The organism is Pseudomonas monsensis (genome assembly GCF_014268495.2).
GTDB classification, from domain to species: domain Bacteria; phylum Pseudomonadota; class Gammaproteobacteria; order Pseudomonadales; family Pseudomonadaceae; genus Aquipseudomonas; species Aquipseudomonas monsensis.
Window position 1 is genome coordinate 4,909,902 of the sequence record NZ_CP077087.1, and the last position, 19,260, is coordinate 4,929,161.

Below are 19,260 nucleotides of genomic sequence, written 5' to 3' on the forward strand. Positions count from 1 at the left end.
TTGTGATAGGGTTCGCGCCCTTAAAAATCCGCTGAAGCGTTTTTCCCAAGGAAAAAACGGTGACAGACGGTCTAGCTCAGCAGGTTCGCGGCCTACACGGGAATTCCGTGTTTCTTACACAATTTACGCACAGGTTTATCCACAGCTAGTACGTTGCAAGCCCCCTCGAAACGCATTATCTTGTAGCACGGCGCAAGGATAGACCCTACATATAGGGTTTTCCGCTTAAACGCCCAACCACATTTCGGACCTGAAACTCAAGCGCTTTATTGCCAGTTTCCGGTTGAACCAAGCAAGTTTTTCAAAGCCCAAACCGCACTTGCGGATGGCATCGTTTTTCAGGTTGGAAACGACCGGAACGGTACGGGTGTTGCAGTCATGACTGTCACCCTGGAAGGAATCCGGCTCGAGCCCTGGCTCGCAGCCAAAAACTTCGGCAAGGATGCGGCGTCATTAGCCTTTTTCCTACTGGTCCGAAGTTGTTATACCCGACGCCCGTCGGTTGTAGTGCTTCGGACCAGAACGGTGAGCACCATGATGGTGCCCAAACAAACATAGAGAATGTGGAGATCACCCCCCATGCAAACCGACACAACTCGCGAGAACCCGCAGGGCACCTTGCCGCAGGCCGCCGATTCGACTTCGGATCTGGCAGCCACCGCGCCTGGTCAACTGCGCGTGATCAAGCGTAATGGCACTGTCGTTCCTTACACCGATGACAAGATCACCGTCGCTATCACCAAAGCGTTTCTCGCAGTTGAGGGCGGCACCGCTGCTGCTTCGTCGCGAATCCACGATACCGTTGCCCGCCTGACTGAACAGGTCACCGCGACCTTCAAGCGTCGCATGCCATCGGGCGGCACCATCCACATCGAAGAAATCCAGGACCAGGTCGAACTGGCCCTGATGCGTGCCGGCGAGCAGAAAGTCGCTCGTGACTACGTGATCTACCGCGATGCCCGCTCCAAGGAGCGCGCCGTTCGCACCACCGAAGAGCCGGTACAGGCCCACCCGTCGATCCGCATCACCCGCGCCGACGGTAGCCTTGCGCCTCTGGACATGGGTCGTCTGAACACCATCGTCACCGAGGCCTGCGAAGGTCTGGAAGAAGTCGATGGCGATCTGATCCAGCGCGAAACCCTGAAGAACCTGTACGACGGCGTGGCCCTGAACGACGTCAACACCGCCCTGGTGATGACCGCGCGTACGCTGGTTGAACGCGAGCCGAACTACTCGTTCGTGACCGCCCGCCTGCTGATGGACACCCTGCGTGCCGAAGGCCTGGGCTTCCTCGGTGTCGCCGAAAGCGCCACTCACCACGAAATGGCCGACCTGTACGCCAAGGCACTGCCGGCCTACGTCGCCAAAGGTATCGAGTTCGAACTGCTGAACCCTGTGCTGGCCACCTTCGACCTGGAAAAACTGGGCAAGGCGATCAACCACGAGCGCGATCAGCAATTCACCTACCTGGGCCTGCAGACCCTGTACGACCGTTACTTCATCCACAAGGATGGCGTGCGTTTCGAACTGCCGCAGATCTTCTTCATGCGTGTGGCCATGGGCCTGGCGATCGAAGAAAAGCAGAAAGAAGACCGTGCGATCGAGTTCTACAACCTGCTGTCGTCCTTCGACTACATGGCTTCGACCCCGACCCTGTTCAACGCCGGCACCCTGCGTCCACAGCTGTCGAGCTGCTACCTGACCACCGTTCCGGACGACCTGTCGGGCATCTACCACGCGATCCACGACAACGCCATGTTGTCGAAATTCGCGGGTGGCCTGGGCAACGACTGGACGCCGGTGCGTGCACTGGGTTCGTACATCAAGGGCACCAACGGCAAATCGCAAGGCGTGGTTCCGTTCCTGAAAGTGGTGAACGACACCGCCGTAGCCGTTAACCAGGGTGGCAAGCGCAAAGGCGCTGTCTGTGCCTACCTGGAAACCTGGCACATGGACATCGAAGAGTTCATCGAGCTGCGCAAGAACACCGGTGATGATCGTCGTCGTACCCACGACATGAACACCGCCAACTGGATCCCTGACCTGTTCATGAAGCGCGTCTTCGATGACGGCAAGTGGACCCTGTTCTCGCCATCGGAAGTACCGGACCTGCACGACCTGACCGGCAAAGCCTTCGAAGAGCGCTACGAGTACTACGAAGCGCTGACCGAGTACCCGGGCAAGGTCAAGCTGTTCAAGACCATCCAGGCCAAAGACCTGTGGCGCAAAATGCTGTCCATGCTGTTCGAAACCGGCCACCCATGGCTGACTTTCAAAGACCCGTGCAACCTGCGCAGCCCGCAGCAGCACGTTGGCGTGGTTCACAGCTCGAACCTGTGCACCGAGATCACCTTGAACACCAACAAGGACGAGATCGCCGTTTGCAACCTGGGCTCGATCAACCTGCCGAACCACATCGTGGATGGCAAGCTGGACACCGCCAAGCTGCAACGCACCGTGAACACGGCCGTGCGCATGCTCGACAACGTGATCGACATCAACTACTACTCGGTGCCGCAAGCGAAGAACTCCAACTTCAAGCACCGTCCGGTCGGTCTGGGCATCATGGGCTTCCAGGACGCCTTGTACCTGCAGCACATCCCTTACGGTTCCGACGCTGCCGTCGAGTTCGCCGACAAGTCGATGGAAGCGGTCAGCTATTACGCGATCCAGGCGTCCTGCGACCTGGCTGACGAGCGTGGCTCGTACGAGACCTTCAACGGTTCGCTGTGGTCCAAAGGCATCCTGCCGCTGGATTCGCAACAGATCCTGATCGAAGCGCGTGGCCAGAAGTACATCGACGTTGACCTGAACGAAACCCTGGACTGGGCACCGGTTCGCGCCCGTGTACAGAAAGGCATTCGCAACTCGAACATCATGGCCATCGCACCGACCGCGACCATCGCCAACATCACTGGCGTTTCGCAGTCGATCGAACCGACCTACCAGAACCTGTATGTGAAATCGAACCTGTCGGGCGAATTCACCGTGATCAACCCGTACCTGGTTCGCGACCTCAAGGCTCGCGGTCTGTGGGACTCGGTCATGATCAACGACCTGAAGTACTACGACGGTTCGGTTCAGCAGATCGAGCGCATCCCGCAAGAACTCAAAGAGCTCTACGCGACCGCGTTCGAAGTGGACACCAAGTGGATCGTTGACGCCGCCAGCCGTCGTCAGAAGTGGATCGACCAGGCCCAGTCGCTGAACCTGTACATCGCCGGCGCCTCGGGCAAGAAGCTCGACGCGACCTACCGCATGGCCTGGTACCGTGGTCTGAAAACCACCTACTACCTCCGTGCCCTGGCCGCGACCAGCACCGAGAAGTCGACCATCAACACCGGCAAGCTGAACGCTGTTTCCAGCGGCGGCAACCACGGCGACGACTCCGTACTGGCTGCTCCGGCCGGTCCGGCACCTGTGCCAAAGGCTTGCGCGATCGACGAGCCGGACTGCGAAGCTTGCCAATAAGCTGAGCCAATCAGGCGTTGCGAGACGCCTGATGCTCTCCGGATAAAAGAAACCCCCGACAGACTTCTGGTTTGTCGGGGGTTTTCTTTTGCACCTGCGCCAGCTCCCACGGGAGACTGGCAGACCGGAAAAAGCCGGGGACAAAAAAAACGGCGAAACCTGAAGTTCAGATTTCGCCGCCAGTTGTTTCTACAGTGCTGCGTCAGACCATAAACGACTCAGCCATTGCCTGCCCTACCACCGGAATGGTGAAGGTATCGCCATTGCTGGTGACAAAGGTATCAATGGTGTTGGAACCGGCATACCAGTCTGCGAGGATCACCGCATTATTCTGCTTGCCGGCGTTCCACTCCACCGCGTTGAAGATGTAGGCATTGGTGCCATCGGTCTTGATGATCACATCGGCGTACGACTTGATGTTCTGCAACTCGACCTTGTCATTGCCATAGAGCCCGTCATCCTTGATCAGCACCGTGGTCGACGAATTCACTTTGTAAGTGTCGCCACCCTCGCCGCCGTAGGCATAACCGCCGGCAGACAGGATCAAGGTGTCAGCACCGGCACCACCAAACAGCTGATACTCCGAGCCGACGCCTTCCAGGATATCGTTGCCCTCGTCACCGTAGGCGGTGCCTGCATAGACGGTGATCTGGTCGTTACCGGCATCACCGTGCAAGACACTGCCGATATCGTTGTTCGCGCTGAATAGGGTGTCGTTACCGTTACCCCCGAACAATTGATCGGCCTCGGCAGCGCCGCTGCGATCAGGACCATTGATGGAGTAAGGCTCATACTTGCCACCGTAAATCGCGTCGTCGCCATCGCCGCCATAGACCAGGTCGTTGCCTTCACCCCCATAGATCTCGTTCCAGGTGGCGTTGCCTGTCAGGGTGTCGTTGAACGCGGAGCCATGCAGCCCTTCGATATTGACCAGGACATCACCGGTGGCATCGCCGCCGGTGGCAGTGTTGGCCAGCAGATCGACCTGTACCGCCGCCGAACTCCCCGTGTACCAGGCGGCATCGGAGGTGCCGGCACCGCCGTCGATGAAGTCGGCACCCTTGCCACCGATAAACGTCTCGGAACCGGCGCCGCCGATCAACGTATCGTTGAAAGCCGTGCCTTCCCAGTTTTCGATATTGGTGTAGGTGTCGCCAGCCGCCGCGCCCGTCAGTGGCTTGGTGAGATCCAGCGTGATAGCTGAACCTTCCAAGGCGAAGCTCACGGTGTCGCGAGCGTTGCCGCCATCAAAGTTGTTGACCTGTTCGTTACCGTAGAACGTGTCATCACGTGACGAACCGAGGAACCTCTCGATGTTCTGGAAGCTGTCGCCCTTGGCAATCCCGGTGTGCTCACCGGTCTTGAGGTTGATCGTCACACCGCCTGCGCCGGCGTCGTCATAGCTGACCGTATCGAAGCCATCGCCCCCGATGAAGGTATCGGCACCCTCGCCCCCCGACAAAATGTCGTTACCCGCCCCGCCCGTGATCACGTTATCCAGCGCATTCCCCCGAGAGATGAACGCGCCGGTTCCGGTGTAGGTCAATCGCTCGATACCGGCATTGAGGATGTAGTACGACTGATTGGTGCGCACTTCATCATTGCCGCCATCGGCCAGTTCGACGATCGCGCCGTAGGCCGCATTATTGAGGATGTAGACATCATCGCCACTGCCGCCCTGCACGGTAAAACCGGTCGAGTTGGTAGTGGCGGTGAAGACATCGTTGTAGGCCGAGCCGATGATTTTCTCGATGCCGACAAAGCTGTCACCCTCGGCGTCACCGCCCGTCCCCACGCCCGATCCTGCGCCGGCCGCACCCAGTGTCAGGTTTACGCCCTGGCCGGATTGCGAGTAATCCAGCACGTCTACGGCGTTGCCGGTACCTGCGTCAATCCTGTCTGCGCCGGCACCGGCGATGAACGTGTCACCGTACTGCGTGCCGCGAATCATTTCGATACCGACGTAAGTGTCGCCGGCGGCGATGCCGGTGTGCACACCGGTCTTGAAGTTGAAGGTGATCGCCGCGTTGCTGTCGTCATAGCCGACGGTGTCGGTGCCAGCCCCTCCGATAAACGTGTCGGCGCCACCGCCACCGTACAAATTGTCGTTGCCCGCGCCGCCGGTGATGATGTTGTTACCGGCGTTGCCGGCACCGGTAAAGTTACCGGTGCCGGTGTAGGTCAGGCGCTCGACTTCGGCGCTCAACGTCATGCTCGACAGCGAAGTACGTACCTCATCGTTACCACCCCCGGCCACCTCGATAATGACCGGCGAAGCGTTGCCGTTGATGATGTAGACGTCATTACCCGCCCCGCCCTGCAAGGTGAAGCCGCCGGTGCTCGAGCTGAATACGTCGTCGTAGGCCGAACCGATGATCTTCTCGATGCCGGAGAACGAATCCCCTTCGGCATCGCCGCCGGTGCCGGTGCCAGCACCGGATGCCAGGGTCAGATTGATCCCGGCAGCCGATTGCGAGTAGTCCACCACGTCGACGTTATCGGTCGTGACAGCGCCGCCTTCAAACTTGTCGGCAGCGCTGCCGGCAATAAATGTGTCGCTGAATTTGGAGCCGCGAATCACTTCAATGCCGTTGAAGGTATCGCCAGTGGCGATGCCGGTGTGGGCACCGGTTTTAAGGTTGATCGTCACGCCCACAGAGGAATCGTCATAACTGACGGTATCGTTGCCGGCGCCACCGATGAATGCGTCTGCACCCGCGCCCCCCATCAATACGTCGTTGCCGACGCCACCGGTGATGATGTTGTTACCGGCATTGCCGGTACCGGTGAAGTTGCCGGTTCCGGTGTAGGTCAGGCGCTCGACTTCGGCGCTCAACGTCATGTTCGTCAGCGAAGTACGCACCTCATCGTCACCCCCTCCGGCGAGCTCGACGATCGTTTGATAGGCAGGACCGTTGATCACGTACAGGTCGTTACCCGCCCCACCCTGCAACGTGAAGGTCCCGGCACCGGTGGTGAACACATCGTCCTGTGCCGATCCGACGACTTTCTCGATATTGGTGAAGGTATCGCCCTGGGCATCGCCGCCCTGCCCGCTGCCTGTGCCGAGCGTGGTCAGGGTGATGTTGACGGCTTGTGTCGAGGTCGAGTAATCGACCGTGTCGACACCCCCGGCAATGCCGCCATCAAAGATGTTGGCTTCGACGCCGCTGACGAAGGTGTCGGCGTTTTTGCTGCCCACAATGATCTCGATGCCCGAGAACGTATCGCCCGCAGCGAAACCGGTGTTAACGCCGGTTTTCAGATTGACGGTCACGCCAGTGGCGAGGCTGTCCTCGTAGCTGGCCGTGTCGATGCCGGCGCCACCGATCAGCTGGTCGGCCCCCGCCCCGCCGATCAGCAGGTCGTTGCCTGCACCGCCGGTAATGATGTTGTCGCCGGCGCTGCCGCGACCGGTGAAGTTACCGGTGCCGGTGTAGGTCAGGCGCTCGACTTCGTTGCCCATGGTCAGGCTGGTCAGGTTGGTGCGAATCTCGTCGTCACCGCCTCCCGCCAGTTCGACAACCCCGGCCGTACCCGCACCATTGATGATGTAGACGTCGTTACCGGCACCCCCGTAAAAGGTGGTGCTGCCGGCGGTCACGGTGAACACGTCAGCCTGGGCCGAGCCGTAGAAAGCTTCTATGTTGCTGAAGGCATCCCCTTGCGCATCGCCACCGCTGCCGGTGCCGGCTGAGTTCGCCACCGTCAGATTGACGCCCTGTTCCGAGCCGGCAAAGCTCAATGTGTCGAAACCATTGCCGCCATCAAAGGTGGTTGCCGCAGCATCGCTGACAAAATTGTCGGCGTAGCTGGAACCGCGAATCACCTCGATGCTGCTGAACGTGTCGCCTGTGGCAATGCCGGTATGCACGCCGGTCTTGAGGTTGACCGTCACACCGACACCCGAAACGATATCTTCATAACTGGCCGTGTCGATACCCGCGCCGCCAATCAACTGGTCGGCCCCGGCGCCCCCGATGAGCACGTCGTTGCCCGCGCCGCCGGTAATGATGTTGTCCCCGGCATTGCCACGCCCGGTGAAGTTACCGGTACCGGTAAAGGTCAGGCGCTCGATCTCGCCGCTCATCCCCATGCCGGCCTGGTTGGTACGAATCTCGTCGTCGCCGCCTCCAGCCAGTTCACCAATAGCCATGGAATCTTTGCCATTGAGGATATACACATCGTTACCGGCGCCGCCGTAGAGCGTCACGCTGCCGGAGTTCACGGTAAACACGTCGGCATTGGCAGAGCCGGTGATGACCTCGATGTTGCTGAACAGGTCGCCCTGGGCGTCCCCTCCCAGACCGCTTCCGGTGGTGCCATTGACGGTAATGTTCACGGCCTGCTCGGACGTGGCGTAGCTCAGGGTGTCGTAACCACCGGCACCGTCGAAGGTATTGGCCTCGGCATTACCGACGAAGTTATCGCTGTACACCGTGCCCCGGAAGGCTTCGATCCCGACGAACGTATCGCCCTTGGCCAGACCGGTGTTGACGCCAGTCTTCAGGTTGACGGTGACGCCCACCCCCGAATTGTCATCCTCATAACTGGCCGTATCGATGCCGGCACCGCCAATCAGTTGGTCGGCACCCGCGCCGCCGATCAGTACGTCATTGCCATCGCCACCATTGATGATGTCGTCACCGGCAAGCCCGCGTATCTGATCGTCTCCTGCAGTACCCATCAAAGTATCTGCACCATCAGAACCATAAATTACAGCCATTACATCTTCCTTGTGTGGGTTGGAAACTACGGTGAAACCTTGTGCGAAAGCTTCCTGAATTCCTTGTTGCCGAACGATGTCCTGGCTCAATGAAGCAAATCATATGAAGTTTTGACGCGTAACTTTCTTTGGGCGTGCGGAGTGCAAGTTTCAAACCAACAACCCGACGAACGGTGGGTTATTGAAATTTTGAATTTCCCCAAGGTAAAAAAAACCGACGCCCAAGGCGTCGGTTTTCAGTGGCAGAGCGCTTTCGACACAATCAGGTCATCTGAATGATGGTCTGCATGATGGTGCTCTGGGTCGAAATGGTCTTGGCGTTCGCCTGATAGTTGCTCTGGGCCTTGATCAGGTCCACCAGTTCATTGGTCAGGTTCACGTTCGACTCTTCCAGCGAGTTCGACACGATCGACCCCAGGGTGCCGGTCTTCGGCGCATCAACACCCGCCACACCCGAAGCAAAGGTTTCCTTCCAGCGAGTACCGCCAATCGGCTGCAGGCCTTGCTCGTTGGCGAAGCTCGCCACGGCTACCTGACCGATCGCCTTGGTCTGCTGGTTGCTGAAGTTGGCGGTCATCACACCGGTCGAGTCGATGGTCAGGCTGGAAATCTGGCCAGTCGCATAACCGTCCTGGTATTGCGCCGTACGCGCGGTCGGCGAGTTGAAGGAGGTGGTCAACGACATGTTGAACGCGATACCGGTCGGGTTAGCCTTGGAACCGTTCGGCCCCCAGGTCACAGGCGTGGTCGCCGGATTGGTCACGACACCTGGTACCCAACCGGTCATGGTCAGGGTGTTGCCGGCCTGGGTCCAGCCAGCACCTGCCGTCACGGTATTGATGGTGCCGTCAGAGTTGAAGGTGATGTTGTGGGTCAGCGGCGTCAGGGTGTTGTTGGCCGGGTCCGATGGCGTACGACCATCCATGTAGGTGTAAACGCTCCAGGCATTGGTACCCGTTTTCACGTAGTACTGATCCATGCGGTGCTCGTTACCCTGAGTGTCAAAGACCGGCGTGGAAATCAGCTTGTTATAGCTGTTCAGATCGGTGGGACTGAACGGCGCCACGGTAGGTTTGACGTCCTCCGAGTTCAGGTTCATGGTCTGGTCGATCTTGGTGGTCGCGTTCGGCTTGAGGGACGAGGTGTCGATCTTCAGGTCGGTCAGCACACCGGTCATGATCTTGCCGTTGGCATCGACGCCATAACCCTGCAGACGGTTGCCGTTGTTGTCGACCACGTAGTTTTCAGCATCGGTCTTGAACGCACCGGCACGGGTGTAGCTCAGGGAACCGTTGTCGCTGAGGATGAAGAAACCGTTGCCCTGGATGCCCATGTCCAGCACGTTGCCGGTGTTGTTCACGTCACCCTGGCCAAACTGCTGGGAAACGTTGGCCAGACGCACGCCGTTACCGACGGTCTTGCTGCCGGTGCCCAGGCGGGTGGCCGAGTACACGTCTTCGAATTCTGCACGGGACGCCTTGAAACCGGTGGTGGCCACGTTGGCGATGTTGTTGCCGGTGACGTCCAGTTGCTTGTTGGCAGCATAGAGACCGCTAAGGCCGATATTGAAAGACATATTCCACTCCTTTGTGCCGGTTAGTCGGCTCTATATACCAATGGTTTGTACTTTGGACAGCGCGACGCTGCCCAGGCCCGCCAGGTTCAGCATCAACTCACCGCCGGTCTGGCTGATGGTCACGCTGTTGACGGTGGCCGGCAGATACGTGATCAGCGAGGTGGCCTTGCCGTCGTAAGTGGCGCTGGCAGTGAACGTGTAAGTGCCCGCGGCCGCGACCGCACCGGACGCGTCCTTGCCGTCCCAGATGAAACTGGCGTTGCCGGCCTTCTGGGTGCCCATGTCGATGGTGCGCACGACTTTGCCGTCGGTATCCTTGATGGTGACCGAGACAGCGCCGGACGCCGGAACCACCACAGAGCCATTGAAGCTCTTGCTGGTGTCGACCACGGCCTTGTCGGTCTGAGCGATGACCGAGCGACCGACCAGCGACGACGCCTGCAGGGCCTGCGAGGAGTTGTAGTTGCCGGCGATGCCACTGACGGTGGTGTTCAGCGTGGTGATGCCTTCCAGGCTGCTGAACTGCGCCAGTTGCGCGACGAACTCGCTGTTGTCCTGCGGATCGAGCGGGTTCTGGTTTTTCAGCTGGGTGACCAGCAGTTGCAGAAACGCATCTTTGCCCAGGGCCTGCTTGCCGGTGGCACTATTGGTGGCTGCAGCCAGGCCGCCGGTGGTCGTCCCGGTCTTGACCGAAGAATTGGACAGGACGTCCTTGATATTCACGCCGCTGGTGGAATCGGAAACACTCATGGCAGTCGCCCCTTATTACTGACCGAGGGTCAGTACCTTCTGCATCATGGTTTTGGCGGTGTTCATCATTTCGGCGTTGGTCTGGAACGAACGGCTCGCGGAAATCATGTCAGCCATTTCTTCCACCACGTTGACGTTCGGGTAGTAGACGTAGCCCTTGGCGTCGGCGGCCGGATGGTTCGGCTCGTAACGCGCTTCGAGGTTGCTCTGGTCTTCGACCACACCAAGCACCTGCACGCCTTGACCGGCAGCGTCCTGACTCTGGAACAGCGAGTTGCTGCCGCTGTTCTGGCCGCCCTGGAACATGGTGGCGAACACCGGGTGACGGGCGCGGTAGGTCTGGTCGATGCTCGACGAAACGGTTTCGGCGTTGGCGATGTTCGAGGCCACGGTGTTCAGACGCGTGGTTTGTGCGCTCATGCCGCTGCCGGCAATGTTGAAAACGCTGGACAGGGACATGGATTACTCTCCGCGCAGGGCTGACACCAGCCCTTTGAATTTGCTGTTGAGCAGGGTGAAGCTGGCCTGGAAGCCGACCGCGTTTTCCGCGTAGTTCGACTGCTCCAGTTGAGCGTCCACGGTGTTCTGGTCGATCGAAGGCTGCATCGGTGTGCGATACATCAGCGATTCGTCGCCATTGCCCAGACCTTCGGCCTCGATGTGACGGCTGTTGGTCATGTTCAGGGCAAACGTGCCACCGCGTTTGGTTTTCTCGGTCTGTGCTTCGAGCACTTTGGAGAAGTCCAGATCCCGCGCCTTGTAGTTCGGGGTGTCGGCGTTGGCGATGTTGTTGGCCAACACTTCGGCACGCTGGGCGCGGAAGCCCAATGCTTGTTCGTGAATGCCGAGCGCTTTGTCGAAGCTGATGCTCATGTCGGGAACCTTCAGGTGACCGGTTTTTCGTACCTGAGCTTTAGCAAGGGCCGTGCCAAACAGAAGAACCCCCGTAAACCGGGGCCTGGCGGGGGATCGGCAATGCGGCAATGCCAGAAAAGCGGCAACCGGTTTCCGCCGGATGCCGCTTTTCTGCCGCTTGCCCTCCCTTCTCACCCACCAATGTCCTCTGGAGGAGTGAGCCTGCTCGCGATAGCGGTGTGCAGGCGCCGATGATGTTGGATGTGCTACCGCTATCGCGAGCAGGCTCACTCCTACAGGGGGTTTGGGGTGAATTGAGACTGAATGCCAGGCACAAAAAAACGGGAGGCCTTTTAGGGCCTCCCGTTTTTTTGTGTTGCTGCAGCCAATCACTTCGCCTGGTAAATGATCCCCGGGCTGCACTGGACCATCTGGTAATGATCCGGCAAACCGTTCAACGCTTCGGAAGCGCCAAGGAACAGATACCCGCCCGGTTTCAGCGTGCTGTGAATGCGCAACAGGATGTCTTTCTTCACCTCGGCGGAGAAGTAGATCAGCACGTTGCGGCAGAACACGATGTCGAACTTGCCCAGACTGGCGTAGCTGTCGAGCAGGTTGAACGAACGGAATTCCACCCGGTTCTTGATCGGCGCCTTGATCACCCAGCGCCCCGGCCCTTTCGGGTCGAAGTAACGCTGCAGACGGTCGGCGGACAAGCCGCGACCAATCGCCAGGCTGTCGTACTCGCCGGTCTTGCAGTTGGTCAGCATGCTGCCGGACAAATCCGTGGCAACGATCTGCACGCCCATCTTCAACTGGCCGAGGTTGCTGCGCTCGAACTCGTCGATCGACATCGACAGCGAATACGGTTCCTGACCCGACGAGCACGCCGCCGACCAGATCCGCAGACGCTGGTTGGGGCTGGCCTTGATCGCCTCGGGCAGCACCTTGTTCTTCAAGACTTCAAACGGATAGGTGTCACGAAACCACAGGGTTTCGTTGGTCGTCATGGCATCGACCACCTGCTCGCGCAAACCGCTGCGCGGCTGGGTCTGGATGCGCTGAACCAGCTCACCCAGGGATTTGATGCCTTGCTGCTCCATCAGTTTGTTGAGACGGCTCGAGACCAGGTACTGCTTGTTTTCACCGAGCAAAATGCCACAGGCTTTTTCCAGGAAGACCCGGAACTGTTCGAAATCCAAATTACCCGTAGACAATGATGCCGCCTCTTAAATCGTGTTGACCGCCAGGGGCAAAGCGCCCCTAGCTGATATCTGCTGCTTTGATCCGGTCGACTACCCGGGATGCCAGGTCATCAGGACGGAATTTGGCCAGGAAGTCATCGGCACCGACTTTCTTGACCATCGCCTGATTGAATACCCCCGACAACGAAGTATGCAGGATGATATGAAGCTTTTGCATGCGTGGATCGCTGCGGATTTCCGCCGTCAGGGTGTACCCGTCCATCTCCGGCATCTCGATGTCGGAAATCATCATCAGGAACTCTTCTTCCGGCTTCTTGCCCTCGTCGACCAGCTTGCGCAGGTAGTCCAGCGCCTGCTTGCCATCGTTCAGCGCCACCACTTCGACGCCGACCGTCTGCAGGCATCGCGTGACCTGCTTGCGCGCCACCGACGAGTCATCGACCGTCAGCACTCGCAGCGACAACGCCTTGCTCTGGGTTTCGACGTCGACCACACCCACCGAAATCGCTTCCGGCGTCGGCGCCACTTCCGCCAGCACTTTCTCGACGTCGATGATTTCGACTAACTGATTGTCCACTCGAGTCACAGCGGTCAGGTAGTGATCGCGACCCGTGCCCTTGGGTGGCGGATGGATCTCTTCCCAGTTCATGTTGACGATGCGCTCCACCGAGCGAACCAGGAAACCCTGGGTCTTGGTGTTGTACTCCGTAATGATCACGAACGGACTGTTCTTGTCTTTCAACGCCCCGGAACCGGTCGCCATTGCCAGATCGAGGATCGGAATGGTTGCCCCCCGGATATTCGCCACCCCGCACACGACAGGACTGGACTTGGGCATCAACGTCAGCGACGGGCATTGCAGCACTTCCCGCACCTTGAACACGTTGATTCCGTAGAGCTGATGACCGTCGAGACGGAACAACAACAGCTCCAGGCGATTCTGCCCTACCAGTTGCGTGCGCTGGTTTACCGAATCCATTACACCAGCCATGCCCAGACTCCTACACCAACGCCAAGTGTTGTTGCGACGCACATTCATTGCTAAACGGCACGGCGCTTGCTTTTTAACTCGTATGAACGCTCAAACGACATTTTTCCGACGCCTGACATCTTCCCTTCGCAGAGGGCTTTGCGCGGTGTCCGCCGTTTGCTTCTTTTTCGCTGGCAGCCCTGCCATTGCTGATGCGGTTACCTTGCCTGACATGCTTATCGGCGTCACTCAGGGCTTTCTTGAGTTCACCGTAGAAGACTATCTGGCTACCAGTCAAACGGAAGGCCGCTACGAAATCGAAGTAAACCAGCTCGACCCCCGCATGCACATGCCTATGTGCGACAAGGAATTGACAGCCAGCCTGGAGAGTCCGGCACGTCCGTTGGGCCGGGTAACGGTAAAGGTTCGCTGTGAAGGCACCTCGCCCTGGACCGTGTTCGTGCCCGCTCAAGTCCGCCTGTTTCGCGAGATTGTGACCACCACTCGGCCGCTCAAACGCGCCGGCATTATCGAGCCGCGGGACGTGACCTTGCGCGAGCGCGACGTCAGCCTGATCAATCAGGGATTTCTGACGTCGGTAGACGAAGCGATCGGGCAGAAATTGACCCGACCAACGGTCGCCGATCAGGTGATTACCCAAGTGCACCTGGAACAGGCAGAAGTCATTCGCAAGGGCGATCAAGTGGTCATCATCGCCCGCAGCGGTACGCTGGCTGTGCGAATGCCGGGCGAAGCCCTGTCCAACGGCGGTTTGAAGGAGCAGATCCGGGTGAAAAACCTCAACTCCCAGCGGGTCATCAAGGCGCAGGTCATCGCGCCCGGCCAAGTGGAAGTGGCCATGTGAACCACTGAGCAGAAAACTGGCGCCGACCTCGCCGCTTCCCTAAACTGTGCCGCAGCAGGACACGCGCCGGTACATGAGGCTCATTGCCAAATGGGCCTAAAGTTTTCCAGGGGATGGCCGAAAACATGGCAAGCGTCCAAATTCCCAGAGGTTTTTTATCATGGTCATCGATTTCAGCCGTTTGAACAGCTCCTCGTCACTTACAGGCAGTACGCGTACCAGCGCGCCGAAGGAAACCGTTGAAAACGGCACTTCCGCACCGCTGAATACCCCGGCCGAATCGGCCAGTACCGCAAAAAGCGGGGAATCGGTACACCTCAGTAATGAGGCTCAACAGTTGCAGAAGGTCACTGACAAGCTGCGCGATCAGCCTGCTGTCGACAAAGCCCGTGTGGCCGAGTTGAAAGCCGCGATTGCCGATGGCAGCTATAAAGTCGACAGCAACCGTGTAGCCAGCAAACTGCTCAACTTCGAAGCCCAGCGCTAGGCCACCGCCAGCGCGAGGCTTTTGGACGCTTAGAAACCAAGGCCAGCCATGCACGACACTAATTTATTGCAACTGATCATCGACGACTTTGCTCCAGCTCAACAATTGCTGGAGTTGCTGCAAAACGAGTCCCTCGCCTTGCACGGTCGCGACATGCCACTGCTGGAAGAAATTCTGGCGCGCAAACAGGCATTGATCATTCTGCTCGAACAGCATGGCCGCAAGCGCAGCGAAATCCTCGCCAGCCTCAACCTGCCGACCAATCGGCAGGGTCTTGAGCAATTGGCCAGCCAGTCGAGCATCGGCGACCAATTGCTCAGTCAAAGTGATGTCCTCACCGATCTCATTGCCCAATGCCAGGCGGCCAACGTCAACAATGGCCAATCGATCCTGGTCCAGCAGGCTGCCACAGCCAATCAGCTGAAAATCCTCACCGGTGGCGAGCCGCCAGCGCTCTACGACGCCAGCGGAACCTTCGCCAAGCCCGTCAAGCCGCGTACGTTCAGCCAGGCGTGAGCCATTCGATGGGCCTGCACTATCAACACGTGAAGCATGCTGGCAAAATGCTGGCTAGTCATCGTCAAATTTTGTCTGGAGATTGAGAAAACGTGCCAAACGCCCTAAGCGCGGATGATGCTCCGCAGCCACCAAAGGTGCTGACCACGCCCCTGGAAATCTCCAGCAACCTGCGCCAACTGCAAGAGAGTCATGATCCACTGATCATCACCTTCCATGAACGCAGCCAGCGCTTCCAGAGTTATTTGATCAAGGTTGACCGCGACAGCGCCTCGATCGCCCTAGACGAGATGATCCCGCGCGATGGCGAACGCTTCCTGCTGGCCGGCGAGCCGTTCAAGGTCGAAGGCTTTCACGAAGGCGTGCGCATTGCCTGGGAATGCACCGGCAGGCTGAACATCGAAGAGTCCGATGGCGACCGTTTCTACACTGGCGACTTGCCCACTGAAGTGGTTTACCACCAGCGCCGCAATGCCTTTCGCGCAGCGCTGAAACTGACCGATCTGGTCAGCGTCGAACTGGGCGGCGAGAAGCTCAAGGCGCCAATCAACGGCAAATTGCTGGATATCTCCGCGACCGGCTGCAAGCTGCGTTTCGAAGGTGACATCACTGACCGCCTGCAACTGGGCCAGGTCTATGACCGGCTGATCGCTCCGCCGCTGTTCGGCAACCAGCCGACCTCCGTCGAACTGCGCTATCTGCACTTCGAAGAAAAACTCAACATCACCTTCGCCGGCCTGCGCTTCCACAACATCAGTGGCCCGGCGGCACGTAATGTCGAGCGCTTCGTGTACCAGTTGCAGCGTGAGGCACGGCGTTTCGATAAAGACGACCTCTGAGTCGAACGCACAATGAAAAAGGGCAGTCCTTGGCGGGACTGCCCTTTTTTTTGCGCTGAATGAATGCTCGGCAAGACATTCTGTGGCGAGGGGATTTATCCCCGTCCGACTGCGCAGCAGGCGTAAGACCATTCAGCGCAGAGCGTCGTAAAGATGTGATTTGCGGGCTTCAGGGCCGCTTCGCAGCCCAACGGGGATAAATCCCCTCGCCACAGATTTCCATCCCAGCTCAACTGTCAGGGCCTGGCACCACTGATGTCCGGAGCAGGTTTATCGCCGCCGTCATCCGGGTTTGCAACGGGCTCAGATTCAGGTTCTTTGTCCGGCTCAGGCTCAGGCTCAGGCGTCACCGTCGTCTGCATCTGCTCCTGCACCACCTGCTCATCCACCCGCGGGTCAAGCGCGGCGACCAATGGCGAGCTGGACATGCTGTCCGGCATCGCCACGTGATGCAGCGGCGCGTCGTCGACCTGGTGCAGATTGGTCACCGCTTTCGGACGAATGCGCCACACCAGCACCAGTGCAAAGAAGCTGAAGAACGCATACAGACTTTGGCTGCCGAACAGTTTCATCAGCACACCTGCCAGCAGCGGGCCGATACTTGCGCCGACCCCGTAGGTCACCAGCAGCATCGCCGTCAGCGACACCCGACGATCACCTTCGACGTGGTCATTGGAGAACGCCACGGCCAGCGGATAAAGGCAGAACTGCACCAGCGAACAGAGGAAGCCGACCACGAACAGCACCTCCAGCGGCACCTGCGGCAGGATCGCCAACGGCAATGCCGCCACCGCGAGAAACCCGGCAAAGCAACGAATCAGCAGCGCCCGGTCATAGCGGTCGGACAACCAGCCCAACGGCCACTGCACCAGCAGCCCGGCGAAAATGCAGCTACCCATGAACAGACCGACCTGCTCGGTCGACAGCCCCTGCTGCGAGGCATACAGCGGCGCCAGACCGTAGAACGAACCGATGATCAGACCGGCCCCCAGCACCGTACTCAACGACTGCGGCACGCGCTTGATAAAGAAGCGCGGCTCCATCGGCGCCGGATGCAGCGGCGCCGGGTGAATTCGCCGAGTCAGCGCCACCGGCACCAGACACAGGGCGAAACACAGCGCGACCAGCATCAACAGCTCCAGGCCCAGGCCGGGATGCATGACCAGAATCAGTTGCCCCAGCACCAGCCCCAGATAGGACGCGATCATGTAACCGCTGAATACCAGGCCGCGCTGGTTGGCGTCGGCCTGCTCATTGAGCCAGCTCTCGATCACCATGTACTGACACATCATGCCGAGGCCGACGATGGTCCGCAGCACCAGCCACGCCGGCAGCCAGTCGACCAGTCCATGCCCGAGCACTGCCGCGCCGACGATCCCGGCACACGCCGAATACGCGCGGATATGCCCGACCCGGGCGATCAAGCGGTGACCGATCTTGCCGCCCAGCACCAGGCCAAAATAGTTGGCGGCCATCAGCGCACCGACCCACAGTCCGTCGACATGGTCAGCGGCCAGGCGCAACGCCAGATAAGTAGATAGAAGGCCCGAGCCGATCAACATCATCAGCGAGGCGAAATACAGCGCTCGAAAGGATTTCCAGATTTGGCGCATCGGCGTTCCGAGCGGCTCCTTGCAGTAAAGACCGGACTATCAAAACGATAGCCCGGTGGCGACAGTACGTCAGGCCTGGGCTGCTAGAACACGCCGTTCCCAGGGAGTGATTTCGTCAAAGAAACTGGTCAACTCCATGGTCTTCGAAGCGATGTAGCCTTCGATGAACTCTTGTCCGAACAGTTCCCTCGCCAATTGGCTACGTTTCAGACGCTCGAGTGCGGCATGCAAGGTACACGGCAGCGAAAGATTGTCCGGCACCTCGAACTCGCCCTGAATCGCTTCGGTCGGTTCGAGTTCATGCTCGATGCCATGCAAACCGGCGGCCAGACTGGCGGCGATGGCCAGATAGGGGTTGGCGTCGGCCCCCGGCAACCGGTTTTCGACCCGACGAGCGACCGGCGAACTGGCCGGAATCCGCAGCCCTGCGGCGCGGTTATCGTGGGACCAGCAGGCGTTATTTGGCGACGCAAACGGGTGGCACAGACGCTGATAGGAGTTCACATTCGGTGCAAACAGCGCCGTGAAATCCGCCATACCCGCCTGCTGCCCGCCGATGAAATGGCGGAACATCGCGGTCGGCTGGCCGCTCTCGTCGCTGAACACATTCTTGCCAGTGGCGATCTCAACGAGGCTCTGGTGAATGTGCATCGAACTGCCCGGTGTGTGCGCCAGCGGCTTGGCCATGCACACCACACTCAGGCCGTGCTTGAGCGCGACTTCCTTGAGCAGGTGCTTGAACAGGAACGTCTGGTCGGCCAGCAACAGCGGATCACCGTGCAGCAGATTGATCTCGAACTGGCTGACACCCATCTCATGCATAAAGGTATCGCGCGGCAGACCGAGGGCCGCCATGCATTTATAGACTTCGCTGAAGAACGGCCGCAGACCGTTATTGGAACTGACGCTGAACGCCGACTGGCCATCCTCGCGACGCCCGTCGAGGCCAACCGGCGGACGGAACGGCTGGGTTGGATCGGTGTTCGGCGCGAAGACAAAGAATTCCAGTTCGGTCGCCACGACCGGTGCCAGACCGCGAGCGGCGTAACGAGCGATAACTTTCTTGAGTTGACCACGGGTCGACAGATTGGAGCTTTCGCCACTCAGTTCATCGGCATCGCAGATGGCCAGGGCACGCGGCTCGTCGCTCCATGGCAGGGGATGGATCATGCTCGGCTCGGCCACCAGCGCCAGGTCGCCGTCATCACTGCCGTAAAACCGCGCCGCTGGATAACCGCCCATGATGCATTGCAACAGCACTCCCCGCGCCATCTGCAAACGCCGCCCTTCGAGGAAACCCTCGGCGGTCATCACCTTGCCTCGCGGCACGCCATTCAAATCCGGCGTGACGCACTCAATCTCATCAATGCCGGTCAGTCGCTGCGCG

14 protein-coding genes are annotated in these 19,260 nt (G+C 59.3%); 5 read left to right on the forward strand and 9 right to left on the reverse strand.

The annotated features are described in order from the left end of the window. Positions 1-579: 579 nt before the first annotated feature. Positions 580-3,471: a ribonucleoside-diphosphate reductase subunit alpha gene (locus HV782_RS21670; protein WP_186748593.1), complete on the forward strand. Its 2,892-nt coding sequence runs from the start codon at positions 580-582 to the stop codon at positions 3,469-3,471. Between the two features lie 202 nt (positions 3,472-3,673). Here HV782_RS21670 and HV782_RS21675 read toward each other — a convergent pair whose 3' ends face one another. The 7 genes from HV782_RS21675 to HV782_RS21705 all read right to left on the reverse strand — a co-directional run bounded on the left by HV782_RS21675 (position 3,674) and on the right by HV782_RS21705 (position 13,574). Continuing rightward, complete coding sequence (locus tag HV782_RS21675; protein WP_186748592.1) at positions 3,674-8,197, reverse strand: beta strand repeat-containing protein; 4,524 nt, start codon at positions 8,195-8,197, stop codon at positions 3,674-3,676. 262 nt (positions 8,198-8,459) lie between these two features. Next, on the reverse strand, positions 8,460-9,773 hold the full coding sequence (flgE, locus tag HV782_RS21680; RefSeq protein ID WP_128614136.1) for a flagellar hook protein FlgE: 1,314 nt from the start codon (positions 9,771-9,773) through the stop codon (positions 8,460-8,462). Between the two features lie 30 nt (positions 9,774-9,803). Further along, positions 9,804-10,523, reverse strand: a complete 720-nt coding sequence (flgD, locus tag HV782_RS21685) for a flagellar hook assembly protein FlgD (protein ID WP_123466952.1) — start codon at positions 10,521-10,523, stop codon at positions 9,804-9,806. A gap of 15 nt (positions 10,524-10,538) precedes the next feature. Then, complete coding sequence (gene flgC, locus HV782_RS21690; protein ID WP_003227217.1) at positions 10,539-10,982, reverse strand: flagellar basal body rod protein FlgC; 444 nt, start codon at positions 10,980-10,982, stop codon at positions 10,539-10,541. A gap of 3 nt (positions 10,983-10,985) precedes the next feature. Then, on the reverse strand, positions 10,986-11,396 hold the full coding sequence (flgB, locus tag HV782_RS21695) for a flagellar basal body rod protein FlgB (RefSeq protein WP_128614134.1): 411 nt from the start codon (positions 11,394-11,396) through the stop codon (positions 10,986-10,988). A 371-nt stretch (positions 11,397-11,767) separates the two neighbouring features. Beyond that, positions 11,768-12,595: a protein-glutamate O-methyltransferase CheR gene (gene cheR, locus HV782_RS21700; protein ID WP_007963053.1), complete on the reverse strand. Its 828-nt coding sequence runs from the start codon at positions 12,593-12,595 to the stop codon at positions 11,768-11,770. A 46-nt stretch (positions 12,596-12,641) separates the two neighbouring features. Further along, the gene (locus HV782_RS21705) at positions 12,642-13,574 is read right to left on the reverse strand and encodes a chemotaxis protein CheV (RefSeq protein ID WP_186748591.1); all 933 of its coding nucleotides are present in this window, start codon (positions 13,572-13,574) and stop codon (positions 12,642-12,644) included. A gap of 82 nt (positions 13,575-13,656) precedes the next feature. Here HV782_RS21705 and flgA point away from each other — a divergent pair, with 82 nt between their 5' ends. From flgA to HV782_RS21725, 4 genes are all read left to right on the forward strand, one after another. Beyond that, entirely contained in the window at positions 13,657-14,418 is a 762-nt protein-coding gene (gene flgA, locus HV782_RS21710; protein ID WP_123466957.1) for a flagellar basal body P-ring formation chaperone FlgA, read from the forward strand. 160 nt (positions 14,419-14,578) lie between these two features. Continuing rightward, a complete protein-coding gene (flgM, locus tag HV782_RS21715) occupies positions 14,579-14,905 on the forward strand; it encodes a flagellar biosynthesis anti-sigma factor FlgM (RefSeq protein ID WP_123466959.1) in 327 nt (108 codons plus the stop codon). A gap of 48 nt (positions 14,906-14,953) precedes the next feature. Continuing rightward, positions 14,954-15,421, forward strand: coding sequence for a flagella synthesis protein FlgN (locus HV782_RS21720; protein WP_123466961.1), 468 nt, complete (start codon positions 14,954-14,956; stop codon positions 15,419-15,421). Positions 15,422-15,513: 92 nt separating this feature from the next. Beyond that, positions 15,514-16,260, forward strand: a complete 747-nt coding sequence (locus tag HV782_RS21725) for a flagellar brake protein (RefSeq protein ID WP_123466963.1) — start codon at positions 15,514-15,516, stop codon at positions 16,258-16,260. A 236-nt stretch (positions 16,261-16,496) separates the two neighbouring features. Here the strand turns inward: HV782_RS21725 and HV782_RS21730 are convergent, their stop codons facing one another. Together HV782_RS21730 and HV782_RS21735 are read right to left on the reverse strand one after the other, a co-directional pair. Beyond that, complete coding sequence (locus HV782_RS21730) at positions 16,497-17,873, reverse strand: MFS transporter (RefSeq protein WP_186748590.1); 1,377 nt, start codon at positions 17,871-17,873, stop codon at positions 16,497-16,499. A gap of 69 nt (positions 17,874-17,942) precedes the next feature. Next, a complete protein-coding gene (locus HV782_RS21735) occupies positions 17,943-19,184 on the reverse strand; it encodes a glutamine synthetase family protein (protein WP_186748596.1) in 1,242 nt (413 codons plus the stop codon). Between the last annotated feature and the right edge of the window lie 76 nt (positions 19,185-19,260).

Coding starts and splice junctions, on each gene's coding strand:
- HV782_RS21670 (WP_186748593.1), top strand. CDS start 580: ATGCAAACCGACACAACTCGCGAGAACCCGCAGGGCACCTTGCCGCAG.
- HV782_RS21675 (WP_186748592.1), bottom strand. CDS start 8,197: ATGGCTGTAATTTATGGTTCTGATGGTGCAGATACTTTGATGGGTACT.
- flgE (WP_128614136.1), bottom strand. CDS start 9,773: ATGTCTTTCAATATCGGCCTTAGCGGTCTCTATGCTGCCAACAAGCAA.
- flgD (WP_123466952.1), bottom strand. CDS start 10,523: ATGAGTGTTTCCGATTCCACCAGCGGCGTGAATATCAAGGACGTCCTG.
- flgC (WP_003227217.1), bottom strand. CDS start 10,982: ATGTCCCTGTCCAGCGTTTTCAACATTGCCGGCAGCGGCATGAGCGCA.
- flgB (WP_128614134.1), bottom strand. CDS start 11,396: ATGAGCATCAGCTTCGACAAAGCGCTCGGCATTCACGAACAAGCATTG.
- HV782_RS21705 (WP_186748591.1), bottom strand. CDS start 13,574: ATGGCTGGTGTAATGGATTCGGTAAACCAGCGCACGCAACTGGTAGGG.
- flgA (WP_123466957.1), top strand. CDS start 13,657: ATGAACGCTCAAACGACATTTTTCCGACGCCTGACATCTTCCCTTCGC.
- flgM (WP_123466959.1), top strand. CDS start 14,579: ATGGTCATCGATTTCAGCCGTTTGAACAGCTCCTCGTCACTTACAGGC.
- HV782_RS21720 (WP_123466961.1), top strand. CDS start 14,954: ATGCACGACACTAATTTATTGCAACTGATCATCGACGACTTTGCTCCA.
- HV782_RS21730 (WP_186748590.1), bottom strand. CDS start 17,873: ATGCGCCAAATCTGGAAATCCTTTCGAGCGCTGTATTTCGCCTCGCTG.
- HV782_RS21735 (WP_186748596.1), bottom strand. CDS start 19,184: ATGACCGCCGAGGGTTTCCTCGAAGGGCGGCGTTTGCAGATGGCGCGG.